The sequence below is a fragment of the Salinivibrio sp. IB868 genome, from assembly GCF_001995655.1.
GTDB classification, from domain to species: domain Bacteria; phylum Pseudomonadota; class Gammaproteobacteria; order Enterobacterales; family Vibrionaceae; genus Salinivibrio; species Salinivibrio siamensis.
Genome location: NZ_MUEW01000004.1, coordinates 1 through 25,829, shown reverse-complemented (window position 1 = coordinate 25,829; position 25,829 = coordinate 1). Strand labels below are relative to the sequence as shown.

At 51.4% G+C, this 25,829-nt stretch carries 24 protein-coding genes; 15 read left to right on the top strand and 9 right to left on the bottom strand.

Annotated features, from left to right (window positions below; translation table 11 throughout):
• Positions 1-52: 52 nt before the first annotated feature.
• The 6 genes from BZG20_RS05665 to BZG20_RS05640 all read left to right on the top strand — a co-directional run bounded on the left by BZG20_RS05665 (position 53) and on the right by BZG20_RS05640 (position 5,359).
• Positions 53-739, top strand: a complete 687-nt coding sequence (locus BZG20_RS05665) for a type 1 glutamine amidotransferase domain-containing protein (protein ID WP_046075760.1) — start codon at positions 53-55, stop codon at positions 737-739.
• 133 nt (positions 740-872) lie between these two features.
• On the top strand, positions 873-1,547 hold the full coding sequence (locus tag BZG20_RS05660; RefSeq protein ID WP_077578372.1) for a response regulator transcription factor: 675 nt from the start codon (positions 873-875) through the stop codon (positions 1,545-1,547).
• Positions 1,544-2,833, top strand: coding sequence for a HAMP domain-containing sensor histidine kinase (locus BZG20_RS05655; RefSeq protein WP_077578371.1), 1,290 nt, complete (start codon positions 1,544-1,546; stop codon positions 2,831-2,833). Before BZG20_RS05660 ends, BZG20_RS05655 begins: the two co-directional genes overlap by 4 nt.
• 75 nt (positions 2,834-2,908) lie before the next feature.
• Positions 2,909-3,667, top strand: a complete 759-nt coding sequence (locus BZG20_RS05650) for a MipA/OmpV family protein (protein WP_077578370.1) — start codon at positions 2,909-2,911, stop codon at positions 3,665-3,667.
• Positions 3,668-3,693: 26 nt separating this feature from the next.
• Complete coding sequence (locus tag BZG20_RS05645) at positions 3,694-4,815, top strand: alpha/beta fold hydrolase (RefSeq protein WP_198531455.1); 1,122 nt, start codon at positions 3,694-3,696, stop codon at positions 4,813-4,815.
• Between the two features lie 64 nt (positions 4,816-4,879).
• Positions 4,880-5,359 carry a YaiI/YqxD family protein gene (locus BZG20_RS05640; protein ID WP_046075764.1) on the top strand — a complete coding sequence of 160 codons (480 nt, stop codon included), beginning with the start codon at positions 4,880-4,882 and terminating at the stop codon, positions 5,357-5,359.
• Positions 5,360-5,415: 56 nt separating this feature from the next.
• On the opposite strand, the gene BZG20_RS05635 is transcribed toward BZG20_RS05640, so the two are convergent.
• Positions 5,416-6,318: a LysR family transcriptional regulator gene (locus tag BZG20_RS05635; RefSeq protein ID WP_077578368.1), complete on the bottom strand. Its 903-nt coding sequence runs from the start codon at positions 6,316-6,318 to the stop codon at positions 5,416-5,418.
• 175 nt (positions 6,319-6,493) lie between these two features.
• On the opposite strand from BZG20_RS05635, the gene BZG20_RS05630 reads away from it, so the two are divergent.
• Both BZG20_RS05630 and BZG20_RS05625 read left to right on the top strand, forming a co-directional pair.
• A complete protein-coding gene (locus BZG20_RS05630; protein ID WP_077578367.1) occupies positions 6,494-7,363 on the top strand; it encodes an MBL fold metallo-hydrolase in 870 nt (289 codons plus the stop codon).
• Positions 7,357-7,983, top strand: coding sequence for a DsbA family protein (locus BZG20_RS05625; RefSeq protein ID WP_077578366.1), 627 nt, complete (start codon positions 7,357-7,359; stop codon positions 7,981-7,983). Before BZG20_RS05630 ends, BZG20_RS05625 begins: the two co-directional genes overlap by 7 nt.
• A gap of 63 nt (positions 7,984-8,046) precedes the next feature.
• Here BZG20_RS05625 and BZG20_RS05620 read toward each other — a convergent pair whose 3' ends face one another.
• The gene (locus BZG20_RS05620) at positions 8,047-9,210 is read right to left on the bottom strand and encodes a DEAD/DEAH box helicase (protein WP_077578365.1); all 1,164 of its coding nucleotides are present in this window, start codon (positions 9,208-9,210) and stop codon (positions 8,047-8,049) included.
• A gap of 127 nt (positions 9,211-9,337) precedes the next feature.
• Positions 9,338-9,538 (bottom strand): hypothetical protein, encoded by a 201-nt coding sequence (locus BZG20_RS05615; protein ID WP_077578364.1) that lies wholly within the window; start codon positions 9,536-9,538, stop codon positions 9,338-9,340.
• Between the two features lie 334 nt (positions 9,539-9,872).
• On the opposite strand from BZG20_RS05615, the gene BZG20_RS05610 reads away from it, so the two are divergent.
• Both BZG20_RS05610 and BZG20_RS05605 read left to right on the top strand, forming a co-directional pair.
• Positions 9,873-11,060, top strand: a complete 1,188-nt coding sequence (locus BZG20_RS05610) for an NnrS family protein (protein WP_158010021.1) — start codon at positions 9,873-9,875, stop codon at positions 11,058-11,060.
• A gap of 304 nt (positions 11,061-11,364) precedes the next feature.
• Positions 11,365-12,846, top strand: coding sequence for a bifunctional diguanylate cyclase/phosphodiesterase (locus BZG20_RS05605; RefSeq protein WP_077578362.1), 1,482 nt, complete (start codon positions 11,365-11,367; stop codon positions 12,844-12,846).
• Positions 12,847-12,904: 58 nt separating this feature from the next.
• Here the strand turns inward: BZG20_RS05605 and BZG20_RS05600 are convergent, their stop codons facing one another.
• From BZG20_RS05600 to cysP, 4 genes are read right to left on the bottom strand one after another with little or no spacing between them, the layout of a single operon-like run.
• Complete coding sequence (locus BZG20_RS05600) at positions 12,905-14,032, bottom strand: TOBE-like domain-containing protein (protein ID WP_077578361.1); 1,128 nt, start codon at positions 14,030-14,032, stop codon at positions 12,905-12,907.
• A gap of 3 nt (positions 14,033-14,035) precedes the next feature.
• Positions 14,036-14,944 carry a sulfate ABC transporter permease subunit CysW gene (cysW, locus tag BZG20_RS05595; RefSeq protein WP_077578360.1) on the bottom strand — a complete coding sequence of 303 codons (909 nt, stop codon included), beginning with the start codon at positions 14,942-14,944 and terminating at the stop codon, positions 14,036-14,038.
• 9 nt (positions 14,945-14,953) lie between these two features.
• Complete coding sequence (gene cysT / locus BZG20_RS05590) at positions 14,954-15,820, bottom strand: sulfate ABC transporter permease subunit CysT (RefSeq protein WP_077578359.1); 867 nt, start codon at positions 15,818-15,820, stop codon at positions 14,954-14,956.
• 23 nt (positions 15,821-15,843) lie between these two features.
• Positions 15,844-16,848: a thiosulfate ABC transporter substrate-binding protein CysP gene (cysP, locus tag BZG20_RS05585; RefSeq protein ID WP_077578358.1), complete on the bottom strand. Its 1,005-nt coding sequence runs from the start codon at positions 16,846-16,848 to the stop codon at positions 15,844-15,846.
• A 244-nt stretch (positions 16,849-17,092) separates the two neighbouring features.
• Between cysP and cysM the strand changes: the two genes are divergently transcribed.
• Positions 17,093-17,983, top strand: a complete 891-nt coding sequence (gene cysM, locus BZG20_RS05580; protein WP_077578501.1) for a cysteine synthase CysM — start codon at positions 17,093-17,095, stop codon at positions 17,981-17,983.
• A gap of 72 nt (positions 17,984-18,055) precedes the next feature.
• On the opposite strand, the gene BZG20_RS05575 is transcribed toward cysM, so the two are convergent.
• Together BZG20_RS05575 and BZG20_RS05570 are read right to left on the bottom strand one after the other, a co-directional pair.
• Positions 18,056-19,756, bottom strand: coding sequence for an FAD-dependent oxidoreductase (locus BZG20_RS05575; protein WP_077578357.1), 1,701 nt, complete (start codon positions 19,754-19,756; stop codon positions 18,056-18,058).
• 10 nt (positions 19,757-19,766) lie between these two features.
• Positions 19,767-19,958: a DUF2892 domain-containing protein gene (locus tag BZG20_RS05570; protein WP_077578356.1), complete on the bottom strand. Its 192-nt coding sequence runs from the start codon at positions 19,956-19,958 to the stop codon at positions 19,767-19,769.
• A gap of 198 nt (positions 19,959-20,156) precedes the next feature.
• Between BZG20_RS05570 and BZG20_RS05565 the strand changes: the two genes are divergently transcribed.
• The 4 genes from BZG20_RS05565 (at position 20,157) to BZG20_RS05550 (ending at position 25,824) form a co-directional block, all read left to right on the top strand.
• A complete protein-coding gene (locus BZG20_RS05565; RefSeq protein WP_241829520.1) occupies positions 20,157-20,495 on the top strand; it encodes a metalloregulator ArsR/SmtB family transcription factor in 339 nt (112 codons plus the stop codon).
• Between the two features lie 121 nt (positions 20,496-20,616).
• The gene (locus tag BZG20_RS05560) at positions 20,617-23,925 is read left to right on the top strand and encodes an efflux RND transporter permease subunit (RefSeq protein WP_077578355.1); all 3,309 of its coding nucleotides are present in this window, start codon (positions 20,617-20,619) and stop codon (positions 23,923-23,925) included.
• Positions 23,922-24,965, top strand: a complete 1,044-nt coding sequence (locus tag BZG20_RS05555; RefSeq protein WP_077578354.1) for an efflux RND transporter periplasmic adaptor subunit — start codon at positions 23,922-23,924, stop codon at positions 24,963-24,965. Before BZG20_RS05560 ends, BZG20_RS05555 begins: the two co-directional genes overlap by 4 nt.
• A 76-nt stretch (positions 24,966-25,041) precedes the next feature.
• Complete coding sequence (locus BZG20_RS05550) at positions 25,042-25,824, top strand: transporter substrate-binding domain-containing protein (RefSeq protein WP_077578353.1); 783 nt, start codon at positions 25,042-25,044, stop codon at positions 25,822-25,824.
• Positions 25,825-25,829: the final 5 nt, after the last annotated feature.

Sequence of the window (25,829 nt, the reverse complement as noted above, 5' to 3'; positions counted from 1 at the left end):
TCAATGAAAACCAAGCAAATACTACCCAAACGCGTGACAATAAGGAGCGATGATGCAACAACACAAAATTTTGATGGTGCTGACATCTCACGATGCCATGGGCGATACGGGACACAAGACAGGCTTTTGGCTTGAAGAGTTCACCACCCCTTATTACGCGTTTAAAGATGCTGGAGCGAGCATAGTAGTTGCCAGCCCGGAAGGCGGCGCGGCACCGATTGATCCGAACAGCGAAGCGGAAGATGCGCAATCGGAATCCACACGCCGGTTTGATGGCGATGCGGAGTTGCAAGATATGGTTAATAACACCGTCAAGCTGAGTGATGTGAATGCGTATGAGTATGACGCGATTTTCTATCCCGGAGGACACGGTCCATTGTGGGACTTGGCGGAAGATCCGACATCTCGTCAGCTGATTGAGACCTTCTATTATCAGGGCAAACCCGTTGGTGCGGTATGCCACGGCCCAGCCGTGTTCCGCCATACGCGTTCAGATCGCGACGAGCCACTAGTGAAAGGTAAGCGCGTCACTGGTTTTACCAATGGCGAAGAAGCCGCCGTTGGCTTGACTGAGGTGGTCCCGTTTTTAGTTGAGGATATGCTCAAAGAAAACGGCGGCCTTTATGAGAAAGCGGATGACTTTACCTCGTATGTGGTTACTGATGGCAACTTAGTGACAGGGCAAAATCCGGTGTCATCTGAAGCCTGCGTCAATGCGGTGTTGGCATTGCTAAAGTAAGTCATATGATAGTCTCTCGATGAAAGCGCCTGCGGGCGCTTTTTTTGTATCGGACGAGATCAATAGAGTGGGGTGTATTTTATCCAATGGATTCGTGTAGATTAAAAACGACACGGATAGAAGAGCACGCCGCATGAAAATACTCATCATTGAAGATGACCACGATCTCAGCTTAGCGATGTCAGAATATTTAGAGCTGCATAATATCGACTGTGATTTTGCCTATAACGGCGAAACGGGGATCCAGCTTGCCAGCCAGCAGACGTTTGATTGTGTGATACTCGACAATATGCTGCCCAACGTTCAGGGTATGGCGGTTTGTCGTGAGCTGCGTGAGCAGGGTATCGATACCCCGGTGTTAATGCTGACCGCGTGCGGCGCGGACGCCGACCAGCTTGAGGGCTTTCGCGCTGGCGTGGATGATTATGTGGTCAAACCTTGCACCATGCCTTTGTTGCTCGCACGTTTACAGGCCTTGCATCGACGTCATCAACCGGTACGAGAGTGTATTACCATTGCTGATCTGACGATTTACCCCAAAGAGCATATCGCGTCGCGCGGTGATACGCCGCTTAAGTTGACCCCTATCGGTTGGAACATTCTGTTGCTACTCGCGCGCCGCTCACCCACTGTGGTGTCCAAAAGCGATATTGAGGAGGCGATTTGGGCCAGCGATGATGTGCGCCAAGGAACCATTAACGTGCACCTTCACCATTTGCGTAAAGTGGTTGATAAGCCCTTTGCTAAAACGCTGATCCACACCCATGTCGGTATTGGTTTGTCCCTTTCTGAGGCCGCGCCGGTATGAGCCAAAGCCCTGTTCGAAGCCTCGCGGCACAATCGCGTCGCCAGCTTGTGTTCATGGCGGTGGCGATCTTTATCGGGTTGTTGGCACTTGTCACCGTGTTTAGTTTTTATCAAATCAGTCAGGCAGGCAAAAACTACATGCGGCTCGATGCTATCAAGCTAGAGCAGAAGCTGGCCGCCGATCCTAACTATCCATTGCCCCAAAGCAACACTGTTAGTGCGTATCGAGATTGGCAGGCTATCCCGACATCGGTGCGTGATTTGTTTTCCTCAGAGCCGATACAGCCCGATGATCCAATTGAAATTCAGCGCATTAATGACAGTGGAACGCGTGAGTATGGCTACTTGTTGTACTCCGATCAGCACCTATCGCAAGGGCTATACCTGGTCGAGTTTGAAGCGGCAGAAAAAATCGAAGCATTAGCCGCCATGATTGTCGAGCGCTCGTTGGCCGATGCCAGCGTGTTAATTGCCGCTTTTATGCTGGTGCTTGTCACCGTGATTGGGCTGTTGTTTAACAATGCATTGAAGCCACTCAAAGAGTTGGTGGCATGGTCGGCGCGGGTAAAAACACACCCTGATCAAGCTATCGATGTGCGCTTTTCGGTACGTGAGGTTAACCAAATCGCCGACCACTTGATGGCCTCGCTGCAACAGGTGCGTGAACATAATCAACGAGAGCAGCAGTTCTTAAAGCATGCCAGCCATGAACTGCGCACGCCGTTGGCGATTATGCAGGCATCCTTGGATACTTTGTCACTGCGCATCGATGACAAGGATGCCAGTTATCCGGCCTTGCAGCGTGCCTCGCGTGCCAACGCCAATATGATGGCACTGTCTGAATCACTGCTTTGGCTGGCACGGCAACATCCAGATAAGGTTCGCCAATCAAAGGTCGACCTTGGCTCGCTCTGCGCAACCCTCGTGGATGAGCTGGCGTATCTTGCTGCGCATAAGCCAGTGACTGCCCATATCGATAATCACAGTGATCCTATTTCTATTGAGAGGGATTTGTTTCGTATTGCGAGTACCAACCTGATTCGCAATGCGCTCACCTACAGTGCGCCCGGCGCGATTGAGATTAAGATCACCAACGGGCAGTTTTCGATTGCCAACCCTATTGATTCAGACGTGGACGAGAATCAGATCGGATTTGGTCTAGGCCTACAGCTTGTTGAGCGCATTGCCAGACAGCTCAACTGGCATTTTGAATTTCAGTGCGACGCTCAGATGGCGAAGGCGGTTATCAATTGGGAAGCCGCGCACAAAATGACGGGAGAGTCTTAAGGTTTTCTTAATACCGGTTGTTTCAAGATAAGGGCGAACTCTCAGTTACTATTTCGCCATTATGGAGAATCGCCGGTGAACCCATTTGTCACACTCATCTGTTTCGTTTTGACCTTGGTGCCCTTAGCCGGGCATGCGCAAACCGACAGTATGTCCGCGGATAATTATCTGACCGTCGGCCTGGTCGGCTATACCGAGCCGTCGATATACCTCGGTGGTGAAGATGACCAAGACATTGAGCTGGTGGTTGAGGCGCAATGGGAGGGGATTTTTTATCGCAACGATACCCTAGGTGTGTATCTCGCCGAGGGCGACAGCTGGTATGTGTCGGCGGGCGTGGGCGACGATGTGTTTGGCGATCACGCCCGCGGTGACAGCAAAACCCTCAAAGATATGAAAAGTCTCGATACGGTGTATACCGCTAATCTAACCACCGGCTGGATAACGTCGGTGGGCTATTTTGAGCTCGGCTACCATCATGATATCTCGGATAATCATAACAGTGGCGCGGTGGTGGGCCGCTATGGCGCGCCGATGGAACAAGGCCAGTGGGTGCTTGACCCTCAAGTGTCACTGACTTGTGTGGGTCGCGCGGTGAGTCGTTATTATGTCGGTGTGTCATCCCAAGACGCCAAAGCTGGCCGACCTACTTATCAACCTGATCAAACCTGCAAATTCCAATCCGACCTCAATCTCTATTACAGGCTTGGCCGCGCGCATCATCTGTTGTTGGGGGTGAGCTATCGCCACTATGGCGATGAAGTATCAGACAGCCCTATTGTCGATAGAGACGATCTTTGGTCGTTCAATACCGGCTATTTATACACCTTTTAGTGATAATGGGGTGGAAGGAAAAGGCGATGAAGTGGCTAAAGCGAGGTTTGATAGCGCTGATGCTGATAGGCGCGTTTGTGTTGATAGTCATGGATGACCCAAACGCGGGGCTGACGCGTCAATCCATTCACTTTAACGTAGGCGATAATCAGCTCACGGGTGAGTTAATTTTACCTGAAGGTACTGAGGCGCCGAATCAGTGTGTGGTGTTTGTGCATGGTTCTGGTGACGTGCCGACCGATGCGTTTGGTTATTACCTCCCACTTTGGCGAGTATTAGCGGCGAATGGGTGGTGTGCGTTGTCTTGGGATAAGCCGGGAGTGGGAGAGTCGAGCGGGGATTGGCGGGCGCAATCGATGCAAGATCGGGCCGATGAAGTCGCGGCGGCGATTCGCTATTTGCGCCAAACCTTGGGGCTAAAGGATGGCAAGCTGGGGTTGATGGGCTTTAGTCAAGCTGGTTGGGTGATCACTAAGGTGGCGCACCAAGTCGAAAACATCGATTTTCTGATCAGTGTCGGTGGAGCAGTCAACTGGATGGCGCAATCCGAGTATTCTGGACGTCAACGGCGATTAGCCGCCGGATACAGTGAATCCGCTATTGCGGCTGAGCAAGCTGCCGAGGCGACAGTGGATGCCTTGATCCAATCCGGCGCGTCGTATCAGCAGTACCTCAACCACGTAAACTCGAATGGCAACGCGCCCATGAGCGAGGCCTTTTGGCAATTTGTACAACGTAACTGGGCCTCGGATGTGACTGCTGATTTAATCGATCTCGACGTGCCCACGTTAGCGTTGTTTGGTGCGCGGGATGCTTATGTCGACTCAGATAAAACCGCTTCTACGTATCACCAGCTGCTCGCTAACGCGCCGCTGCCTTTTTATCACGTGCGTGTGTTTGAAAATGCCGACCACAGCCTACTGCGCACCGATAATATCGCCAACGCGCACAGTGAGCGTCACCGTTGGTTAACGCTAGCACGGATTTGGTGGCAGGGAGAGGCAGCGTTTGCAGATGGCGTGATGCCATGCTTAACGTCTTGGCTAGCGCAGTTTGAGAGCGGGCGGCCAACACAGACTAATATCTGCGCGCCTGAGCAGCTAAGCGATGTAAAGCCAGTACTAAACGCGGTTACGACGCAGGGGTAACGTTTCAATTTGCGGTGAATTGGGGTTTAATGCAGGCATTGACGCTAACGCTAAGAGAGCCAGCATGCAAATATGGGTAGATGCGGACGCTTGTCCGGTCGCGATGCGCGAGATGATAGTGCGCGCGGCACACCGAACGCACATTCAAGCCACCTTTATTGCCAACCAGTTTATTCGTTTACCGCCGTCGCCTTATGCCAGCGCACGTCAGGTCGAGAAGGGCTTTGATGTGGCGGACAACCAAATTGTTGCCGAGGCAGAGGCGGGCGATTTGGTGATCACCCAAGACATTCCGCTGGCGGATGAAGTGATTGAAAAGGGCGTGACGGTGATTAACACCCGCGGCGAATTGCTGACCAAAGAAAACATCCGCGCCCGGCTTAATATCCGTGATTTTATGGAAACCATGCGCAGTAGCGGTGTGCACACAGGTGGGCCTGCTCCGCTTGGTCCGCAGCAAAAACAAGCCTTTGCCAATCAGCTTGATAAATGGCTGGTTAAAGCCCAGCGTTATCATGCTGCGCGAGCAAAATCGTCTGATTAAGCCTGCGCGCTTTTTCTCTCACTAAATAGCTCTCCTTACTCAATTTTTTCTGCTGACTAAATAGCAACCGGTGCCCACTCACTATCGGCGAAGTGGGCAATCAGCGCATCCAGCAGCGCACGCACCGCTGGTGGCTGGTTGCGACGTGACGGATACAAGGCGTAGATATCCATTGCCTTGGGTTGCCAATCGGGGAGCACGACCTCCAACTGACCTCGCGCAATGGCACTATGAGCCAGATACACCGGCTGCATGCTTACGCCCATGCCCTGAATGGCAGCACTGAGCAAGGTGGTCGCCTCGTTAGCTGAGAGCTTACCTTGCACTTCAACCGCGGCGTGTTCCTCGCCTTTGTCTAAATGCCAAATCGGTCGATCAAACTGCTTGTAACTGAGACAGCTATGCGCGGTGAGATCCTCCGGTGAGCGGATCGATGCATGGGCCGCCAAATAATCCGGTGCCGCTACCAAAACGGAATCACACGCGGCGATCGGACGACCAATTAGGGAAGGGTCGGGGTTGGATGCAATGCGAATGGCTATATCAATCCGTTCCGCAATCAAATCGACCGCCTTGTCTTGTACTTCAATATCTACATCGACCCCGGGGTGAGCGGCCATAAAGGGCTTTACCGCGGGGATCAGTTGCGCAAAACCAAACGACATACTGGTGGCCACCCGCACTTTTCCGGTCAAGCCCGCGTCTTGTTGCCATTGCTGTGTCAGGGCATTGGCTTGTTCAACCCATTGTTCCAGTTGTGGCAAGCTTTGCTCGCCAGCGGAGGTTAACGATACTTTGCGCGTGGTGCGCTGCAATAAGCGCACGCCTAACCAGTCTTCCAGCGCTTCGACATGACGAGTCACCATCGGGCGCGACATCTCGAGACGCTCGGCAGTGGCGGTAAAACTTTGCGTTAGGGCGACATCCACCATGACTCTTGCCGCAGTAAGTTTATCCATGAGTGTGCTCCGAGGTTGGCTATAAACAATATCGATCGTGTGATGCATGGCGACGACGCATCAATATGATCGAAATATGAAACAATGATGCAAATTATTAGCTATATATCCGAACAAGTCGAGCCCGTAAACTGCACAGCATCTCAACACCGAATGCAAACAACGGAGCACGACGATGAAATTGATAAAAACCCTAGCCGCCTCTTTATTACTAACCGGTAGCGCAATGGCAGCAAATAATGCTGAACCCTTGAATTTAGACGTGTATAACGCGGATGGTAACAGCTTTCACGTAAACTCAACCTTGGTGTATGGCGAAACCGAAGCCATGGTGGTTGATACGGGCTTTACTAAAGCAGACGCGCTACGTATTGCTGCTAAGGTGCTGGACTCTGGGAAAGCGCTGACCACTATCTTTATTAGCCAAGCAGACCCAGATTACTATTTTGGTGCGGAAGTGCTGCACGGTATGTTCCCTGATGCAAACGTGATCACCACACCGGCAGTGCGCGCCACCATTGCAGAAAAACTGGATGGAAAAATGGCATTTTGGGGCCCAAAAATGGGTGACAATGCGCCGCAAAATCCCGTGGTACCTGCTGCGTATACCCGTACGTCATTGACACTGGACGGTCGTAAAATTGAAATTCGCGGCGCGAAAGGCGAGTTGGCACATCGTCCGTATCTTTGGATCCCAGCCAACAAGGCGATCCTGGGTAACGTCGCTGTATATGGCAATGTTCACCTTTGGATGGCAGACGCACAATCTGACCAAGCGCGTGAAGGTTGGGCTGCACAATTAGAAGAAATGGCAGCATTGAAGCCTAAAGTCGTGATCCCAGGACACATGACCGCGGGTACGGCACTGAACGCTGACACCATTACTTTTGCCCAGCAGTATTTGCAAGACTTTGCCGAGGCGAAAGCAAACAGCAAAGACAGTGCTGAGCTGATTAAAACCATGCAAGCGAAATATCCGAAAGCGGGTTTGCCGATGGCTTTGGAAATTGGTGCCAAAGTACATATGGGAGAGATGGAATGGTAAACGTCCACTATATTTTTGACCCAATGTGTGGCTGGTGCTTTGGCGCCGCCACCTTGATTGAAAGCCTGAGCAACATCCCTGAGGTTAACTTGCAGCTTCATCCAGGTGGTATGCGAGAGCGTGCGCCGATTGAAGACAGCTTTCGTCAACACATCTTGGCGGCAGATCAGACCATTGCCGATCAAACCGGACAGGCATTTGGTCAAGCCTATCTTGACCGCGTGGCAAGCGACCAGCCGGTAATTTTGGACTCCTTTATTACCGCGCAAGCCATCCTCGCTGCCCAGCAGCTTGATGGTCAGGGTGCAGAGATGCTGAAACGCATCCAGCGTGGCCATTATCAGCAAGGTCGCTCCGTCTATGAAGCTGACACGCTCGCAGAGCTTGCCAGTGAGATGGGGATAGAGGCAGGGGCTTGGCAACAGGCGATGAATCGCGCCAAAAATGACGTGATGCCGGCGGTGAATCAAACCCGTCAATTGATGGCAGCGCATGGCTTACGCGGTTTTCCATCCATGCTGGTGGAGAAAAACGGTCAATGGCAAGCCATCACAGTGAGCCAATACTATCGCCGCCCAGACGCATGGCAGGCGCTCTGGCAAACACTGACTCAGGCATAAAGCAAACAAAAACGGCGAGCACCAGGCTCGCCGTTTTTTGTCGCGATCATTGTTTGTACATTATCACTTGGGTGCAGTCAGCGGCACCGGCTTTTTAGGCTCAAAGCCTTCGATAATACGGCGTTCCAGTGGATGCCCGAGACGTGCCTCAATCATGCGTAAGTTTTTGGTGTTATCTTTTGAGACCAATGAAATCGCTTCGCCTTGAGCACTGGCGCGACCGGTACGGCCAATTCGGTGGACGTACTCGTCGGCCGGGAAGGGCAGATCGTAATTGACCACGCGTTCGAGCGACTCAATATCAATGCCGCGTGCAGCGACACCGGTGGCAATTAAAAATTGGATGTCACCGTTTTTAAAGTTTTCCAGCAGTTGGGTCCGCACGGCTTGGCTGCGTCCACTGTGAAACGCTTCGGCGGCAATGCCCCGTTTTTCCAGCTGGGTGGCGAGTTTGGCGGCGCCGTGTTTGGTTTCGATAAAAATCAACGCCTGTGTCCAGCCATTCTCTTTAATCAAATGACTAAGGAGTGCGGATTTCTTATCTTTATCGATTGGAATGCACCACTGAGTAATGTTGTCTTTCGAGGCATCTCGTGCGGCAATGCTGATTTCTTTGCCTTCATCGCCAATGGTCGCTTTGGCCAGATCGCGCACTTTATTAGACAGCGTCGCCGAAAACAGTAAGCACTGTGTGCTGGCCGGCAAGCGGTCAAGAATATTCTGAATCGCATCGATAAAGCCCATATCCAGCATACGATCCGCTTCATCCAGCACCAGCACTTCCACTTCATCTAAATAGACCGCACGTTGGCTGAGTAAATCCCGTAGTCGTCCTGGCGTGGCGACCAAAATGTCGACGCCGTCGATCAAGGCTTGTTTTTGTGCTTGCTCGTCCATGCCGCCAACCATCGCTAAGGTTTTTAGCTCAGTAAACTGGCTGTCTTGACGTGCGCTCTCTGCCACTTGCAGGGCGAGCTCACGAGTAGGGGCGATGACGAGAGCGCGAGCACGTTTTTTGCGCCCAGCTTCACCGGCAGATAATTTATCGATGATAGGCCAGATAAAACTCGAGGTTTTCCCCGTGCCCGTTTGTGCCGCGGCAATCAGATCATGCCCTTGCTGGATAACCGGAATCGCTTTGGCTTGAATGGACGTTGGCGTGGTAAAGCCGCGTTGGGCAATGGCTTGGCAAAGAGGGTCGTTTAAACCCAGTTTTTTAAATGGCATAACAGACTCAACAAACAAGAAGCGTGTGTCCGCGTTCCCGCTCAGACACACTGAATGGCGTGGAGTCTAGCACGAACCTTACAGCAGCACGACGCAAAATCTGTTGGTGTTCTAGGAACAGTTTGTTCTAGGCCGCGTACTTTCTGAGCTCATGAGGATATACCCGCATACCATTGAGCGTGTTTTCGTACACGGCTTGCTCTCGAAGGTAAGACCAAACATGAGGCTCTGTCCCTGTTTGTGCCGCTAATCGATCGATAACGGCGTCAATATGTCGGCCCGCATAATCTTTATGAGGGGTAAAAAGTTCCTTAATCGCAGATAACATAGCACGCTCCTTATGTGTAACTAAATTACATATTGGTATGTTTAGAGCATAGTTATTGTTTTATTTGTGATCAATGTTTAATTAATATCTGTGCTAAATGACAATTTTGTAATTATATTTCAGTGGTGTGGTCTTATTCAGTAGTTTGGGTTTCTTCTTCTATTGACGGCCTTGACCGAGTGACACGACAAGACGGAAATCGGTTACTCAATAGATATAATAACCCTATTTTTTGTAGCACATTAAAGTGGTTTGAATTTGTTTAATATCAAAGGCAGTGTTTTCGTGTGTGCTAGGGTGACATCATCGAAATTCTCCTATGGAGTGCTTTACCATGCTACTGAATGTCACCGACAAACAAAAAGAAGATAAGATCCCACCGTTGCTTCGATTGGGCTTTCGGCCCTTCTTCCTCTTTGGTGCTCTCTACTCATGTCTGGTTATTATTATATGGAGTGGGCTTTACACGCATCCTGGAATGGTTTCACTGACCGTTCCCTCCCTTTGGTGGCATGCCCACGAGATGCTGTTTGGGTTTTCGATGGCCATTGTCGGTGGGTTCTTAATGACGGCGGTGCAAAACTGGACGGGTGTGCCAGGTACCCGAGGGCTGAAGCTTTTCGCCATTTTTTCATTATGGCTGTTGGCGCGGTTGAGCTTCTGGGTGGATGTCCCAATTTGGTCGAGCCTTGTACTTGATACCCTGTTTATGGCCTGCGTGGCATGGTCGTTGGGTTATCGCGTGGTAGTGACTAAGCGTCAGCGCAATTACCTGTTTATTCCTATTTTAGCGGTGGCGGCCTTACTTAACGCATTGTCTTACGGCGTACTGCTAGGGGAAGTCTCACTACCCATTAATCAAGTTTGGCACAGTACTTTGTTGTGGTTCATGCTGCTTATTAGCGTAATGGGTGGCCGTGTGATCCCGTTTTTCACGGAGAAGAAGTTGGGTATACAGGTGTCCAGCCCACCTGTGTGGCTAGAGCGAGCGATTATCGCTCTGTTTGTGCTACTGATTGGCGTCACTTTGGTGTCCGGCACTGATAACATGGTCGCGCGTGGGTTGCTGCTTACAGCGGGTATTGCGCAATGTGTTCGGCTTTACCGCTGGAAAGGTTGGAGAGCGTACCAGGTACCTATGCTGTTCTCGCTGCACCTATTCTATCTCTTTTTACCGCTTGGCTTGTTATTAAAAGCCTTGGTGATTAACCCCTGGGCATCAAATCTTATCTGGCACTTATTCGCGATAGGTGCGCTCGGTGGCGTTGTCTTGGCCATGATTGTGCGAGTCACGCTCGGCCATACTGGGCGCAATGTCTATCAAGGTCCCACTGTTTCTTGGCTCTTTTATGCCTTACTCATTTCAGCCCTCGTCCGTGTATTTGGCATGTGGTTTTGGCCCGTTTATACCCTAGAGCTTGTTGCTGCATCAGCACTGCTTTGGACGATCAGCTATGGCTGGTTTGCGGTGCGATTTGGCCCTATGCTGAGCCAAGCACGCGCAGATGGCGCGGCGGGGTAATGTATGACGCTTTACCGGACTGTGTTGGATTGATGCTAGGTAGTCTAACGCCTAATCATTGATGAGATGGCTGATAGAGATGGAAGGCGTTTATCAATTAGTAGGTTGTTTATTGTCGTTTTTTCTGGCGAACAACTAACATTAGACCTAATATGCAGTTACACACTTTAAAAGCGCTGTCTCATTTTTAATAATGGATTGAAAGAGGTCGGTTTTATTGCCGCCTCCTTCACTTTGCGTCACGGTGGGCGTGAGGTAGGGTGTTGCAAAAAGGTTGAATGGACGTCATCGCACGGGAACCACAATGAAAAAAACGAACTACTACGCACTGAAGCTGGCGTTTATCTATTTCTTTTTTGCGACCTTGTGGATCTTGTTCTCCGATCGTGTGGTAACTGCTGTAACAGCCAGCCTAGAGATGTACGAATTGGCGCAAGCATTCAAAGGGCATTTCTTTGTGGTGGTGACATCGATTATGCTCTGGCGCTTGGCGAGAAAGAATAACCTAGCGTTAGAGCGAGCGAGTGACATTGATAGTGTGACCGGCTTGCACAGTCCCTCTGTGTTTATGCGTCATGTCGATACTTTGCTTGCCCCACGGGATCAACAAACCTCGTATGTTTTGGTGATTATCGACATTGATGGGTTTACATCACTCACCAATAAACTTGGGTTTGAACGTACCAATCACCTGTTGTCTGACATGGCTCATGCCATTGAGGTATCAACGCTATTCGATAAACTCACGTCGCGCGTCCATGCAGACCGCTTTGCCTGCCTTGTAGCGTTAGACGGTGCTAGCGATATGGCCCTTTATATTGATAGGTTGCACCGTGAGTGTCATCGTCATTTGCAACGATACGATCAAAAAGCCACTTGCTCGATAGGGGTGGCGTTATTTGGGCCTGATGGTGACGATGCCGCCACCTTGATGACGGCGGCTACGCGCGCCCTGAATGATGCCAAAAAGCGCAAAGGGGCGATAACGTATCATGATATTCATTTAACTGAGCAAGCTCAAAAGCGTAGGCAGCTCGTTTCCGCACTCAGGATTGCAATCAATAACAAAGAGATTGAGGTTGTCTTTCAGCCGCAATATCGCTTGGCATCAGGCGAGCTAACCGGCTTAGAAGTATTGGCGAGATGGACCCATGAAACCTATGGTGTGGTGCCACCGAGTACGTTTATCACGCTCGCCGAAGAGCAGGGGTTTTGCGAAGACCTAACGGCGCTCGTGCTCGAAAAAGCTGCCAAGCAGTTACATGATAGCGGTCTGTTGGGAACTGTCATTCAGCGTGTGTCGGTTAATATTTCTGCGGTTGAGTTTAATAGTGAGAGTGCGATCCGGCGTATTGATGACTACTTGCAACTGAATCCAGAATTCGCGCGTTACCTGTGCCTAGAAATAACCGAAACCGCGGCACTTGATGATATTCTTGAGTGCGCACGAGTGGTTGATACCCTCAAACGCCATGGCGTGGCTTTCTCCATTGATGATTTTGGTGTGGGATATACCTCTTTAGGGATGTTTAACCGAATCAACGTCGATGAGATCAAGATTGACCGTAGTTTCATCCAATCGATGGAAACCGACAGTCGTGCCAAAGCGATCACTGCAGGTATTATTGATATTGCCAAACGACTTGACATTAACGTGGTGGCTGAAGGCGTGGAAACGGACACTCAGCTTGCATTGTTGAAAAGCTTTGAGTGCGAATATGCACAAGGTTATTACCTAGGCTACCCTTCTTCGCTATCCGAATTGAAAGTGGCGATGTCTGTTTGAAAGGCGGATACTGAGTAGAGAGTTGATAAAGCACCGCCAAGATTTACCCGCAAAACCATTAAATATCGTATACCAAGCTATCTTTCGCCAAAAATGGCCAATTAAGGCGTTGTGGCTCCATGTCAGTGCCGTTGAAAAAATATCCGCGGTGCGGCATCGCATACACGGTATCGCCCTTTTGATACGCTGCGGCTTGCCACGCATGATGGGTCAAGGTGGCCTCCCACAGTTGTTCACTCTCCCAGCCTTGTGGAGCGAGTGAAACCCGCACCTCGGCACCGACTGGATTGATAGAGACCACACGCATGGGCAGCGAGAGTTGGCTATTGGGTTTATCGGCCAGAGTTAACTCATGGCTGCGCACATACAAAGTGCCTGATTGTTGGGTGTGCGTGTTTAGTGCGGGTTGGATAAAGGCATTGCCATTTTTCCAGACGCCTTGTTGATAGGCACCGGAAAAGACATTTACATTCCCCAAAAAATCAAACACAAAGCGACTTTTCGGCGCAGCATATAGATCAACCGGGCTGTCGACTTGTTCAATTTGACCGTTACTCATCACCACCACGCGATCCGATAGTTCCAGTGCTTCGTCTTGGTCGTGGGTAACAAACACACTGGTAAAAGCCATTTCATCGTGCAGTCGGCGTAACCATTGGCGTAACTCTTTGCGCACTTGGGCATCTAATGCCCCAAATGGCTCATCAAGCAACAGGATTTCCGGCTGTGTCGCTAACGCTCGCGCCAGCGCGATACGTTGCTTTTGCCCGCCTGATAATTGTTCGGGATACCGCTGACCCAGGTGGCCTAACTGCACGACTTCAAGCAGTTGATTAACCCTTTGTGTCATCGTGGCCGGTGAAGGACGCTCGCGCCGCGGCATCACTTGCAAGCCAAAGGCGATGTTCTCCGCCACCGTCATGTGTTTAAACAAGGCATAGTTTTGAAAAACAAACCCGACACGGCGATCTCGCACATGAACGCGGGTGACATCGCGCTCTCCAAACAGGATCTGGCCGCTGTTACTGCTTTCTAATCCGGCAATAATACGCAATAAAGTGGTTTTCCCGGATCCTGAGGGGCCAAGCAGCCCCATCATTTCACCTTGCTCAATGGTGAGTGATAACGGCGATAACGCTTGGAATTGGCCAAAGTGTTTGGTGATATCGTTCAGTTGAATGCGCATGGCTTACGGCTCACTCTGGTTCGTTTGTAAGGTTAAGTGGGCAGGCGTTGATGCACTGCTTTCATCCATCGGCGCGGTACTGGCGTGCACACGACGCTGACGCCATTCCACCAAAGCTTTTAGCGCCAAGGTGGCGAGAGCCATAAAGGCAAGTAATGACGCACAGGCAAACGCCGCTTGGGTTTGGTAGTCCTCATAGAGCAGCTGTACCTGCAAAGGCAGGGTATTGGTTTGACCGCGAATGCTGCCTGACACCACAGCGACCGCACCAAACTCGCCGATGGCGCGCGCATTAGTCAAAATGACCCCGTAGATGAGGGCCCACTTAATATTGGGCAAGGTGACGCGGCGAAAAAGCTGCCACCATGATGCGCCTAACACCACCGCCGCTTCTTCCTCTGCTTGTCCTTGCTGTTGCATGATCGGGATCAGCTCGCGGGCGACAAAAGGGCAGGTAACAAAAATAGTGACCAACACAATGCCGGGTAGGGCAAACATTACTTGAAGATCATGCTCAAATAGCCACGCGCCTAGCCAGCCGTTACTGCCATAAAGCAGCAAATAGAGTAAGCCTGCGACCACGGGCGACACGGCAAACGGGATATCAATCAAGGTGGTGATCAGTTTTCGCCCCGGAAACTGGAAGCGAGTAACGGCCCATGCCAACATCACGCCAAATACGAGGTTGATGGGCACCGTGAGAACGGCCACCAACAATGTAAGGCCAATCGCGTGGTGGGTATCGGGCGCGAGTAAATGCTGAAAATAACTTGTGATGCCATCGGCGAAGGCAATGGAAAAGATGCTTACCAGTGGCACAACCAACACCAGCGCCACGAGCAGCAGCATAAGCGCGATTAAACTGCGCCTGATCCATGGGGTATCACCGATTCTCACCGTGTTTGTACTCATAAGGTGTCCTTATCGCCCGTGAATGCGCTTTAAGTAGCGACCTTGCCAAAGGTTAATGGCAAATAACAATGACAGGGATGCCATCAAGATCACCGAGGCAATGGCGCTAGCCGCTGGAAAGTCAAATTCTTGCAAGCGAACAAAGATCATTAGCGACGTGATCTCGCTGACGTAGGGCATATTGCCAGCAATAAAAATGACCGCGCCGAACTCGCCCAAGCTGCGGGTAAACGATAAGGCCACACCCACTAACAACGCTGGCTTGATGGTCGGCAGAATAATCCGCCAAAATACCGCAGCGTCGCTCGCCCCGAGCACAGTACCGGCCTCTTCTTCCTCTTGGGAAATTTCCTCCAACACGGGTTGGACGGTACGCACCACAAACGGCAAGCTGGTAAACATCATGGCAATCACGACCCCAAGCGGCGTGTAAGCAACTTGGATACCGACGTTAGCAAGCACACTGCCTATCCAGCCGTTATCGGCGTACAGGGTGGCGAGCGTGACACCGGCAACGGCGGTGGGCAGGGCAAACGGCAAATCAACCAGCGCATCGACCAAGCGTTTGCCTGCAAAATCGTATCGCACCAGCACCCACGCAAAGAGCAGGCCAATCACACCATTTAGTAGTGAGGCAATCAGCGCCGCACCGGCTGTGACTTTATAACTGGCAACAATCCGTGGGTCAGTGATGGCAAACCAGTATTCTTGCCAACTCATTTGGCTGGTTTGCATGATAAGGCCGCTGGCCGGTAACAGCAGGATTAAGCTGATGAACAGCAAAGACACGCCCAAACTGATGCCAAACCCGGGCAGCACGCGCTGCTGACGTGCTGCCCAAGGTGTGGATTGGCGTTGATACGATAGCGATGGCATAGCGTCTCAATACCTAGAAAACATTAACGGCGTTGTAGTTGGTCGAGTTTTCCGCCACTGGCAAAGTGCGTTTTCATGGCCTGGTCCCAACTCCCTGCGATAGCTTCCACGGTCAGCAATTCGACTTCAGGGAAACGATCGGCATTGTCTTTGACCACGTCAGGATGATGGACGCGGTAGTTAAAATCGGCCAGTAAGCGTTGTGCTTTTTCGCTGTAAAGGTAAGACAAATACTCGGTCGCCAGCTTGGTAGTGCCGTTGCGTTTGGCGTTGCGCTCGACCACGGCGACGGGGAACTCGGCCAAAATCGAGGTTTTAGGCACCACAATATCGTATTTATCACTGCCATATTGCTGGCGGATATTATTGACCTCTGATTCAAAGGTGACCAGCACATCGCCAATTCCGCGTTCAACAAACGAGGTGGTTGCGCCGCGGCCGCCGGTATCAAACACCGCCACATTGGCGAGAAGCTGTTTCAAAAATTGGTCTTGCTGCTCGGTGTTATCTTTGCCGAATGCCTTTTGTGCATAACCGAGTGCGGCAAGGTAGGTATATCGGGCGTTACCAGAGGTTTTTGGGTTGGGGAAGACAGAGGCAACGTCGTCCTTGGCTAAATCATCCCAATTTTCAATGCTCTTTGGGTTGCCCTTGCGCACCAAAAACGCGGTGGTGGAGTAGTACGGCGAGCTACTGTTGGGGAAATTCTCTTTCCAGTTTTTATCGATCAACTTGCCGCGATCGTACAACACCTGCACATCCGTTACTTGGTTGAAGGTGACAACATCCGCTTGCAGCCCTTGCATGATGGCACGCGCCTGCGCCGAGGAGCCACCATGAGACTGCTTAATGGTCACCGATTCTCCGGTTTTTTCTTGCCAGTGCGCTGAAAACAGCGGATTGTAATCAGCAAAAAGCTCACGTGCGATATCGTAAGATGAATTCAAGAGGGTTTGCTCGGCGGCAGATACCGGCGCCGCGCTGGTGGCAAGCAAGGCCGAAAGAGCCAGAGTTTTGAATACCTTCATTGTTAAATCCTTGATGGCCGTTTGTTGCTGTGATCAGCAAAGAAAGTTGGGATAGGTCACAGAATAAAAGCAATTGAAGGGAATAAAAAACAGTTTAAATATAACCATTTTGTATATGTTAGTGAAAAAATGTCTGCGTGTCGTATCAAGCCTCCTTGTAGGATGTGGCGGTAGACAGTCTCTTACGCGGTGTTGAGAGCATCCATCAGGCAGGCAATTCATGAAACATGAAGAGGTAAACAACGTGGCTGATTTCCCCACGCTTGAAGACTATGTGGGTCAGACCCCTTTGGTGCGCTTGCAGCGGTTAGCCGCAGCCACAGGCAGCACTGTTTTAGTCAAACTCGAGGGCAATAATCCGGCCGGTTCGGTGAAAGACAGACCCGCACTCAATATGATCGTGCAGGCAGAAGCGCGGGGTGATATCCAACCCGGCGATACCTTGATTGAAGCGACCAGTGGCAACACAGGGATCGCGTTGGCGATGGCGGCGGCGATTAAAGGTTATCGACTGATTTTAATCATGCCTGAAAACGCCACACAGGAGCGCAAAGATGCCATGCGAGCCTATGGCAGTGAGTTGATCCTCGTCTCTCAAGCGGCGGGGATGGAGGGCGCTCGCGATTTAGCTTTATCCATGCAAGCACAGGGCAAGGGCAAAGTGTTGGATCAGTTCAATAACCCGGATAACTGGCGGGCGCATTTAATGGGTACGGGGCCAGAAATTTGGCAACAGAGTCAGCAACAAATCACCCACTTTATTGCCAGCATGGGCACCACAGGTACCATTGTGGGAACCTCAAAGTACTTAAAAATGCAAAATTCCGCGATTAAAACCATTGGTTTACAACCGACAGAGGGGAGCGCGATTCCTGGTATTCGCCGCTGGCCAGCTGAATATCTTCCCGGCATTTATACCGACGAGCACATTGATGCAGTGATGGACATTTCCGAGCAAGATGCGAAAGAGACCGCGCGCGCCCTCGCCAGAGAAGAGGGTATTTGTGCAGGGGTTAGCTCGGGTGGTGCCGTGTTTGCGGCCCTGCAAGTCGCCAAAGCCGAACCCGGCTCTGTGGTGGTGGCCATTGTTTGCGATCGCGGCGATCGTTATTTGTCGTCTGGGTTGTTTTCGTAACCGTTTACTGGCGAGCATAAAAAAGGTGACCCATGTGGGGTCACCCAGTTGAATTTGAACATAGTGTTCGCACTACGCTGTGGCGAATTTGTAGGTGCGATAGCCACCAATTAAGTTGCGGGCTTTAAAGCCATTGTTGACTAGCTGGCGGTAGGCGACGTTGCCGCGCAGACCGACTTGGCAGTACACCACAATTTCTTTGTCTTTTGGCAGCTCATTAATGCGTCCGCGCAGCTCGTCGACCGGAATATGCACATCGCCTTCAATGTACTGGCTGTTTTCGCGCTCTGGCGCATTGCGCACATCGAGTAGCACTTGATCGTCGGTAAGCTTTTCTAACTCATCAAAGTGGATCGGCGTCGCGTCACCTTTAAGAATATTGGTGGCCACAAAGGCCGCTTGGTTAATCACATCTTTGGCACTACCGTAAGGTGGCGCGTAAGTCAACTCTAAGTGTTGAAGCTGCTCGACTGTCATACCAGCACGCTGCGCGACCGCCATGACATCAATGCGCTTATCAATGCCATCTTTACCCACCGCTTGTGCGCCTAAAATCGCGCCGGTATCTGGGGCAAACAGCAGCTTAAATGAGACGATTTCCGCGCCAGGATAATAACCGGCATGACTGGCGGCGTGAACATAGACCTTTTGATAGTCGATATCAGCGTGCTTGAGTTGTTTCTCGTTTTGGCCCACCGAGGCGACGGCGAGATCGAACACTTTACAGATGGCGGTGCCTTGGGTGCCAAGATAATGCTCAGTGCTTCCTAGCATGTTGTCAGCGGCCATCCGCCCTTGACGGTTCGCCGGACCTGCCAGTGGTACTAACGTCGGTTTATGGGTCACAAAGTCGATTTCTTCGACTGCATCGCCGACCGCGTAAATGTCGGGGTCTTGGGTCTGCATGGTGCTGTTGACCACAATGCCGCCTTTTTCACCAATGGCAAGGCCCGCTTGTTGCGCCAGCGTGACTTCAGGCTTAACGCCAACCGCCATAATCAAAAGCTCGGTATCCAGTTTGTCGCCATTGTTAAGTGTCAGACGTAAAGCGCCTTCTAGGTGTTGCGGCTCACTCGGCTCGCCGGCATCATCACTGGCGACATGCGTGGTGGGAATAAACTCGGCGGTCTCCAGCGCTGTGCCTAGGCGTAAATCCACTCCTTGATCGCGAATGCTCTGGTGGGCAAAGCCGGCCATTTCGCGATCAACTGGCGTCATGACCTGATCGGCCATCTCCAATAGGGTGGTTTTAATCCCGCGTTGATGCAGCGCTTCCATCATCTCAAGGCCAATAAATCCTCCGCCAACGACAGTCGCATGGCTGGGGTTATTCATATCAATGGTATGCAAAATCGCATCCATATCTGGAATATTGCGGAGCGAGTGGGTCAGCGGGTTATCTAAGCCAGGAATGGGCGGCATGATGGGGGCCGCACCTGGGCTTAACAACAACTTGTCGTAGCTTTCTTGATAATTGCTACCATCGGCACGGGTGACGGTAACGGTTTTGGCCTCGCGATTAATCGCAGTGACTGTGCTGTTGATGCGCACATCCACATTAAAGCGGGCACGAAAACTATCTGGGGTTTGCAGCAAGAGTTTACTGCGATCGGTAATATCTCCGCCGATATGATAAGGCAAACCACAATTAGCGAACGAGACGTACGGGCCACGTTCGAACATGATAATTTCGGCTTCTTCACTTAAGCGACGGGCGCGAGCGGCGGCAGAGGCGCCACCAGCGACGCCGCCAATAATTACGATTTTGGTCATTATGACTCCATCAAGCGTTGCTTAGTCCAAGTTTTTTCAGGAAAAAGGCAGCCGGACAAATCCCTGTAAACGCACTTTGGATCAGGTTTACGCCAATGAAGACGGTTAGCCAAACAAATTGGCTGTGAACTGTGAGGGTAAGCACGACAGAAAGTAGCACCATCATGCCAGCGATTACACGTACGCCATTATCAATTGTCATAGCAAGACTCCTTTGCATCCTCTATTCGATTCCCCGACAGACCGAACCGCTTTGGCTCGAACGCCTTCAGTGTTTGTCGGCACTGGGATCACTCTAGAAGTTATATTTAGAAAAGTCTAATAATATTTAAACTAAATTAGAATTGACTAAATAAAATGGCGCGCTAAGCTATGAGTATTGGCGAGAGAGGAGTAGGCGATGGCAGAGTCAACGGTGCCGTTTGAGGCAGAAAGCATACCTGACATGGACATTGTTGCCATGCGTGAGCAAGCGTCTTTGGTGGCGACCATGTTGAAAGTGATGGCCCATCCTGAGCGATTAATTGTGCTGTGCCAGCTTTTGGCCGGAGAGCGCTCCGTGGGGCAATTGCTGCAAGGGTCGTCGCTCAGTCAGTCGGCGTTTTCCCAGCACCTTAGCGTGTTAAAGCGGCATCAACTGGTCAAGGTACGTAAGTCATCCCAGCAGGTGTTTTATCAGCTCAATGACCCCCACGTCGCGGCGATTATCGCCACCTTGCAGCGGCTCTATTGTGCCTGATGTGTCTGAATCTGAGCGATCAGCATACATTCATTGCCCGTCGATGCGCTAAGTTAATTAATATTCAGCGTTTTTACTTATCGTTTTCTTGTCGTTACTGACATCAGCCAAAGGATCGAATATGCGAGATGCCCAGCCACAAGGTCAGCTGATCACCCGAGTAATGAACAGCTTCTTCCCGCCTATCCTCATCGTGCTCGCACTGCTGGTCGGGGCGGCGGCGCTGTGGCTTACACCCAAAGAAGAAGATCCGCAAATCGTGGTGCCAATGGCAGATGTGGTGGTACAAGCGCCTGGTTTGAGTGCGCCACAAGTGGCAAAGCAGGTGACGCAGCCGCTCGAGAAAAAAGTCAGTCAAATTGATGGGGTGGAGTATGTGTATTCCACCACCCAAGCAGGCTCCGCGTTGGTCACGGTGCGCTTTTACGTGGGTGAAGATCGCGAGTCTGCCTTGGTGAAACTTTATAACAAGCTGTACGCCAATCAAGATGCGATCCCAGCTGCTGTGAGCGCATGGGCAATCAAGCCGGTGGAAATTGATGATGTGCCGATTGTGATTGCGGCACTGCGTAGCGAAAACCCTGACCAGCTCGACCATTATGCGCTGCTCCGTATTGCCGAGCAGGCCACTTTGGATCTCAAAGCCCTTCCCGAAACCAATGCGGTGAAGGTGGTAGGTGGTGTGCCGCGTCAGGTGTTGGTCACGCTCGATCCTGCCGCCATGGCTAGCTATCAGATCAGTGTGTCCGATCTCACCAATGCCTTCTCATTAAGCCATCAAAAGCGAGATGTCGGGGATATTCAGCATCAGGGTGAGCGCTATGTATTAAAAACCGGCCAGTGGTATCAAAGCCTTGAGGAGATACGTCATTTAGTGGTGGCGGTGGTCAATGGCAAACCTGTGTACCTGCAGGATGTGGCCGAATTATCTGACGGTGCGCAAGAGCCCACCACAGATACCTGGATCCAATCGACGGATGATAGCCAGCCGCATCCAGCGGTGTTTCTCTCGGTGGCCAAGCAAAAAGGCTCGAACGCGGTGAGTGTGGCCGAGGATGTCACCGCCACGCTCAATCATCTGGTCGCCACGCAATTTCCTGAGGGCGTGAGCGTTGAGGTTATTCGCAATTACGGTCAAACCGCCGATGCCAAAGTGAAAAACTTGGTGTCCAGCCTCGGTATTGCGGTGCTCACCGTGGTGGTCTTTGTTGGCTTGTTCTTAAACTGGCGCAGTGCCTTAGTGGTGGCAATTGCCATTCCCATCAGTTATGGCGCGGCATTAGGGCTGGATTTAGCCTTTGGCTATTCGATTAACCGCGTCACCCTGTTTGCGTTAATTTTGGCGCTGGGACTGATTGTTGATGATCCGATTGCCAGTATCGACAACATTGAACGGCACCTGACTCATGATAATAAGCCGCGTGGACGCACGATTGTGCTGGCGATGTTGGAAATCAAACGCGCATTGATCATGTCGACGGTGGCGATTGTGATTGTATTTACCCCGATGTTTTTTATCACCGGCATGATGGGGCCGTATATGGCGCCCCTTGCATTCAATGTGCCGGTCAGTGTGGTGATCAGTACCTTGGTAGCGTTTTTAGTCACCCCTTGGCTTGCCAAAAAAATTGTCCGCGCTTCCAATAAAGGTGATGACTATCGCATAGAGACCACGCCGCTGTACCGTGGCTACCGACGCGTGTTGCTGCCATTGCTGGAAAACAATCGTCGCGCCAAAGCATTTTTATGGCTAGTGGGCGTGTTGTTCGTCATCGCCGCCTTGCTGCCTGCTTTGCGCCTCGTGCCACTCAAACTCTTGCCGTATGACAATAAAAACGAGTTTCAGGTGGTACTGGATTTGCCGGAAACCGCCAATCATGTTGATACCTCCAACGTGCTGCGAGAAATGAACCGTTATCTACAAACGCAAGCCGAGGTGTTGTCGGTATCCGGCTTTGCCGGGCTCGCCTCACCGATGGATTTTAATGGCATGGTGCGACATTACTTTACTCGCCAAGCGCCTTACCAGGGTGAACTGCGTGTGGTGCTGGTGGATAAGCACCGGCGCACGTTGCAATCGCATGGCTTGGTCACCCGCATGCGTGATGAATTAGAAGCCATCGCAGCAAAATATGATGCCGAGGTGCAATTAGTGGAAATGCCGCCGGGGCCGCCGGTGCTGGCAACCATTGTCGCGGAAGTGTATGGCTCACCAAGCACGCCTTATTCAACCCTGCAAGCGCAAGCGACGCAGGTGGCCGAGCGATTAAAGCGTGAAGCCTTGGTGTCAGAAGTGAGCACCAGTATTCAAGGGCCTCTATCGAGCTGGCAGTTTGTGGTGGACCAAGAAAAAGCCGCGTTGTCGGGTATTGCCGTGGCCGACATCAACCAAGCGCTCAGGGCCGCGAACCAAGGGGTCACGCTGGCCCATTTAGCGGATGCCGATGAAATGGATCCCTTGCCCGTGAGGCTGCAACTTGCGCCAGATGCCCGTGATCAACTTGATGCGCTGCTTGCACTGCACGTACGCGGTCGGGCTGGAGTGGCTAAACAATCGATTCAAGGTGCCTTGGTGGATGCGCCGCAGCCGCTGGTCGCCTTGAGTGAGCTCGGTCATTTTACGCGGCAACCGGTTGATCAGCCTATCTATCATAAAAACTTGCGCCCCGTCGTGTATGTGTACGCCGAACCCACTGGACGCGTGCCGGGCGAAGTAGTCGCCGATGTGATGGCCGACTTTAATCAACCTGAATCGGATAGTGCTCGCCCGCTATCAGCGCGTAGTTATCTGGATAATGGCGCGGGTGATGGCTGGCAAGTTGATGAGGGTATCGAGGTGGTATGGAGTGGTGAAGGAGAGTGGAAGATCACCATTGATGTCTTCCGCGATCTGGGGATTGCCTATGGCGCAGCACTGCTGGGCGTCTTTATTGTGATGCTGATACAAACTGGGCTACCGGCGGTATCGGGTATTATTATGCTCGCGATCCCGCTGACCGTGATTGGCATCATGCCGGGTTTTTGGTTGCTCAATGGCTTAAGCGGTGAGATCAACGACTACCCAAACCCGGCGCTATTCACCGCCACCGCGATGATTGGCATGATTGCATTGGCAGGGATTGTGGTGCGTAACTCACTGGTGTTGATTGAATTTATTCAACAGTCACTTGCACAAGGCATGGCGCTGAGTGAAGCCCTAGTACAAGCGGGCGCGGTGCGAATGCGGCCTATTTTGCTTACCGCCGGCACCACCTTATTGGGGAATGTGATTATCACCCTCGACCCTATTTTCAATGGCTTAGCGTGGGCAATTATTTTCGGCATTGCCGCGTCTACCGTGTTTACCTTGCTGGTTGTGCCTGTGGTGTACAACCTCGCGTATCAACATCACCCGACCCATGGCTTATCAGTAGAAGGAGAGGATGCATGAAGGCAAAAAAAGGCTTACTCGCACTGGTGCTAGGCACTGGGTTATTGGTGTTATTTTTGGCGATGGCTGGCGTCTTTACCGAGAAAGTGGCGTCAGAATCGCCCCCCAAACCTGTCGCAAGCGATATGAAAACGCTAACACTGGAAGCGGTCGAGCAGCCGCAAACGCGTACCTTCTCGGGTAAGCTAGTGGCACGACAAAACGCCACGCTGGCAGCGCGGATGACGGCCACCGTCGCGGAAGTGTTGGTTGATGTCGGTGACCGCGTTGAGCAAGGGGATGTGTTGCTGCGTTTGGATAATGCCGACCTCAGTGCCAAAGTTCGCCAAGTGCAACAAGCCTTGGCCTCGGCGCAATCGCAACTGAATACCGCGCGCAGTGACTACCGACGAATGGAGACCTTGTTGGCGAAAAAGCTGGTGCCTCAATCTCAGTTTGATGAAGCGGAAAATCGCTTAAAAACGGCGCAGTCTGATTATCGCCGCGCCCTTGCTGCGGTGGACGAGGCAGAAACCCAATTTGGTTTTAGTCTGGTGCGAGCGCCTTTCTCAGGCGTGATCACGGAAAAGATCATCAACCAAGGTGATACGGCAACACCGGGCGCGGCGATGTTATCGCTGTATAACCCTGCCAGTATTGAAGCGGCGGTGAATATGGCTGAGTCTGTTTTGCCTTTTGTGGCGATTGGCCAATCGTTAACGGTTGAATTGCCCACCTATGATAAAACGCTGATAGGTATGGTGCGCACGATGACGCCCGCCGCCGATGTGAGCTCACGCAGTTATCGTGTCGTGGTGACACTGCCTCATTCGGATCCTAACGATAGCTTGCTGCCAGGCATGTTTGCAAAAGTGACCGTGTCACAAAAGTCCGAACCTGTGCTTTACTTACCGAGCAATGCGTATTATCAAATTGGACAACTTAACTATGTGAAGGTGCTCGACGCGGGTAAGGCCAAGACTCGGCTGGTATCGCTCACAAAGCAAGGACGCGTACGTAAGGGGTTAAAGCCTGGCGAGGTGGTTATATTGAATCCGTAAAAAATGCAGTGATTCAGGTCGCATTATGGAGAATATCGTCAATACTTAAGGTGAGTTTTCCTAAAAGGAGTTCACTATGAAAATAGCGACACTTTCTGCAACCGCAATCGCCGCGACAGCACTCACTGGTTCCCTACTATCTGGGCCAGCGCTCGCTTTAGAGACATCATCACTCAAAGCCTGTGGAGACGGTGCTGGTTGGCCACCATATACCTTTGAAAAAGGCGGACAAGTGCAAGGGTATGATGTTGACGTCCTTGACGCGATATTCGGCAAAGAAGGGGTTGATGTTTCGGTCGAAATGCCTCCTTGGAAACGTTGTGTACTGCAAACGAAGGCCGGCAACTATGATATCGCCCTCAGTGCTTCGTACAGTGAAGAACGAGATAAAAATTATCTTCTTACTGATTATTACTATACGTTACAGCCTAGCTATATTTATTCGACAAGCCAACATCCTAATGGCTTGAATATAAACTCAGTGGACGATTTAAACGGCCTAAGAATGTGTGGCTTACTTGGCTATAATTATACCGGTTTTGGTGTTGACGACAGTAAAGTCAGAAAATCAGCAAAAAGTTTCGAACAGCTCGTGCAAAAAACGGAAGCAGGACGCTGTGATGTCTTCTTGGCGCGTTACGAAATATTGGCTGGATTTAAAGTTTCCCAAGGGACTGATTATCTCGCCGGTGGTATGAAAGCTGAACCTATTCCGGGCAACAGTGGGGATAAGTTCCACATGATGATCTCGCGTGAGCATCCAGAAGCCATGGAAATAAAAGCCACGCTGGATGCCGGGTTTGAGTCAATGCGTAACGCCGGTGAATTACAGTCTATTCTCGATACTTATATTAAATAAATGGT

What these genes read in the sequence shown, in the direction of transcription:
- cysT (WP_077578359.1), bottom strand. Translation starts at nt 15,820, where the DNA reads ATGCCATCGCTATCGTATCAACGCCAATCCACACCTTGGGCAGCACGT.
- cysW (WP_077578360.1), bottom strand. Translation starts at nt 14,944, where the DNA reads ATGAGTACAAACACGGTGAGAATCGGTGATACCCCATGGATCAGGCGC.
- BZG20_RS05605 (WP_077578362.1), top strand. Translation starts at nt 11,365, where the DNA reads ATGAAAAAAACGAACTACTACGCACTGAAGCTGGCGTTTATCTATTTC.
- BZG20_RS05610 (WP_158010021.1), top strand. Translation starts at nt 9,873, where the DNA reads ATGCTACTGAATGTCACCGACAAACAAAAAGAAGATAAGATCCCACCG.
- BZG20_RS05615 (WP_077578364.1), bottom strand. Translation starts at nt 9,538, where the DNA reads ATGTTATCTGCGATTAAGGAACTTTTTACCCCTCATAAAGATTATGCG.
- BZG20_RS05640 (WP_046075764.1), top strand. Translation starts at nt 4,880, where the DNA reads ATGCAAATATGGGTAGATGCGGACGCTTGTCCGGTCGCGATGCGCGAG.
- BZG20_RS05625 (WP_077578366.1), top strand. Translation starts at nt 7,357, where the DNA reads ATGGTAAACGTCCACTATATTTTTGACCCAATGTGTGGCTGGTGCTTT.
- BZG20_RS05660 (WP_077578372.1), top strand. Translation starts at nt 873, where the DNA reads ATGAAAATACTCATCATTGAAGATGACCACGATCTCAGCTTAGCGATG.
- BZG20_RS05575 (WP_077578357.1), bottom strand. Translation starts at nt 19,756, where the DNA reads ATGACCAAAATCGTAATTATTGGCGGCGTCGCTGGTGGCGCCTCTGCC.
- BZG20_RS05570 (WP_077578356.1), bottom strand. Translation starts at nt 19,958, where the DNA reads ATGACAATTGATAATGGCGTACGTGTAATCGCTGGCATGATGGTGCTA.
- BZG20_RS05600 (WP_077578361.1), bottom strand. Translation starts at nt 14,032, where the DNA reads ATGCGCATTCAACTGAACGATATCACCAAACACTTTGGCCAATTCCAA.
- BZG20_RS05630 (WP_077578367.1), top strand. Translation starts at nt 6,494, where the DNA reads ATGAAATTGATAAAAACCCTAGCCGCCTCTTTATTACTAACCGGTAGC.
- BZG20_RS05565 (WP_241829520.1), top strand. Translation starts at nt 20,157, where the DNA reads ATGGCAGAGTCAACGGTGCCGTTTGAGGCAGAAAGCATACCTGACATG.
- BZG20_RS05635 (WP_077578368.1), bottom strand. Translation starts at nt 6,318, where the DNA reads ATGGATAAACTTACTGCGGCAAGAGTCATGGTGGATGTCGCCCTAACG.
- BZG20_RS05645 (WP_198531455.1), top strand. Translation starts at nt 3,694, where the DNA reads ATGAAGTGGCTAAAGCGAGGTTTGATAGCGCTGATGCTGATAGGCGCG.
- cysP (WP_077578358.1), bottom strand. Translation starts at nt 16,848, where the DNA reads ATGAAGGTATTCAAAACTCTGGCTCTTTCGGCCTTGCTTGCCACCAGC.
- BZG20_RS05560 (WP_077578355.1), top strand. Translation starts at nt 20,617, where the DNA reads ATGCGAGATGCCCAGCCACAAGGTCAGCTGATCACCCGAGTAATGAAC.
- BZG20_RS05665 (WP_046075760.1), top strand. Translation starts at nt 53, where the DNA reads ATGCAACAACACAAAATTTTGATGGTGCTGACATCTCACGATGCCATG.
- BZG20_RS05555 (WP_077578354.1), top strand. Translation starts at nt 23,922, where the DNA reads ATGAAGGCAAAAAAAGGCTTACTCGCACTGGTGCTAGGCACTGGGTTA.
- BZG20_RS05620 (WP_077578365.1), bottom strand. Translation starts at nt 9,210, where the DNA reads ATGCCATTTAAAAAACTGGGTTTAAACGACCCTCTTTGCCAAGCCATT.
- BZG20_RS05655 (WP_077578371.1), top strand. Translation starts at nt 1,544, where the DNA reads ATGAGCCAAAGCCCTGTTCGAAGCCTCGCGGCACAATCGCGTCGCCAG.
- BZG20_RS05550 (WP_077578353.1), top strand. Translation starts at nt 25,042, where the DNA reads ATGAAAATAGCGACACTTTCTGCAACCGCAATCGCCGCGACAGCACTC.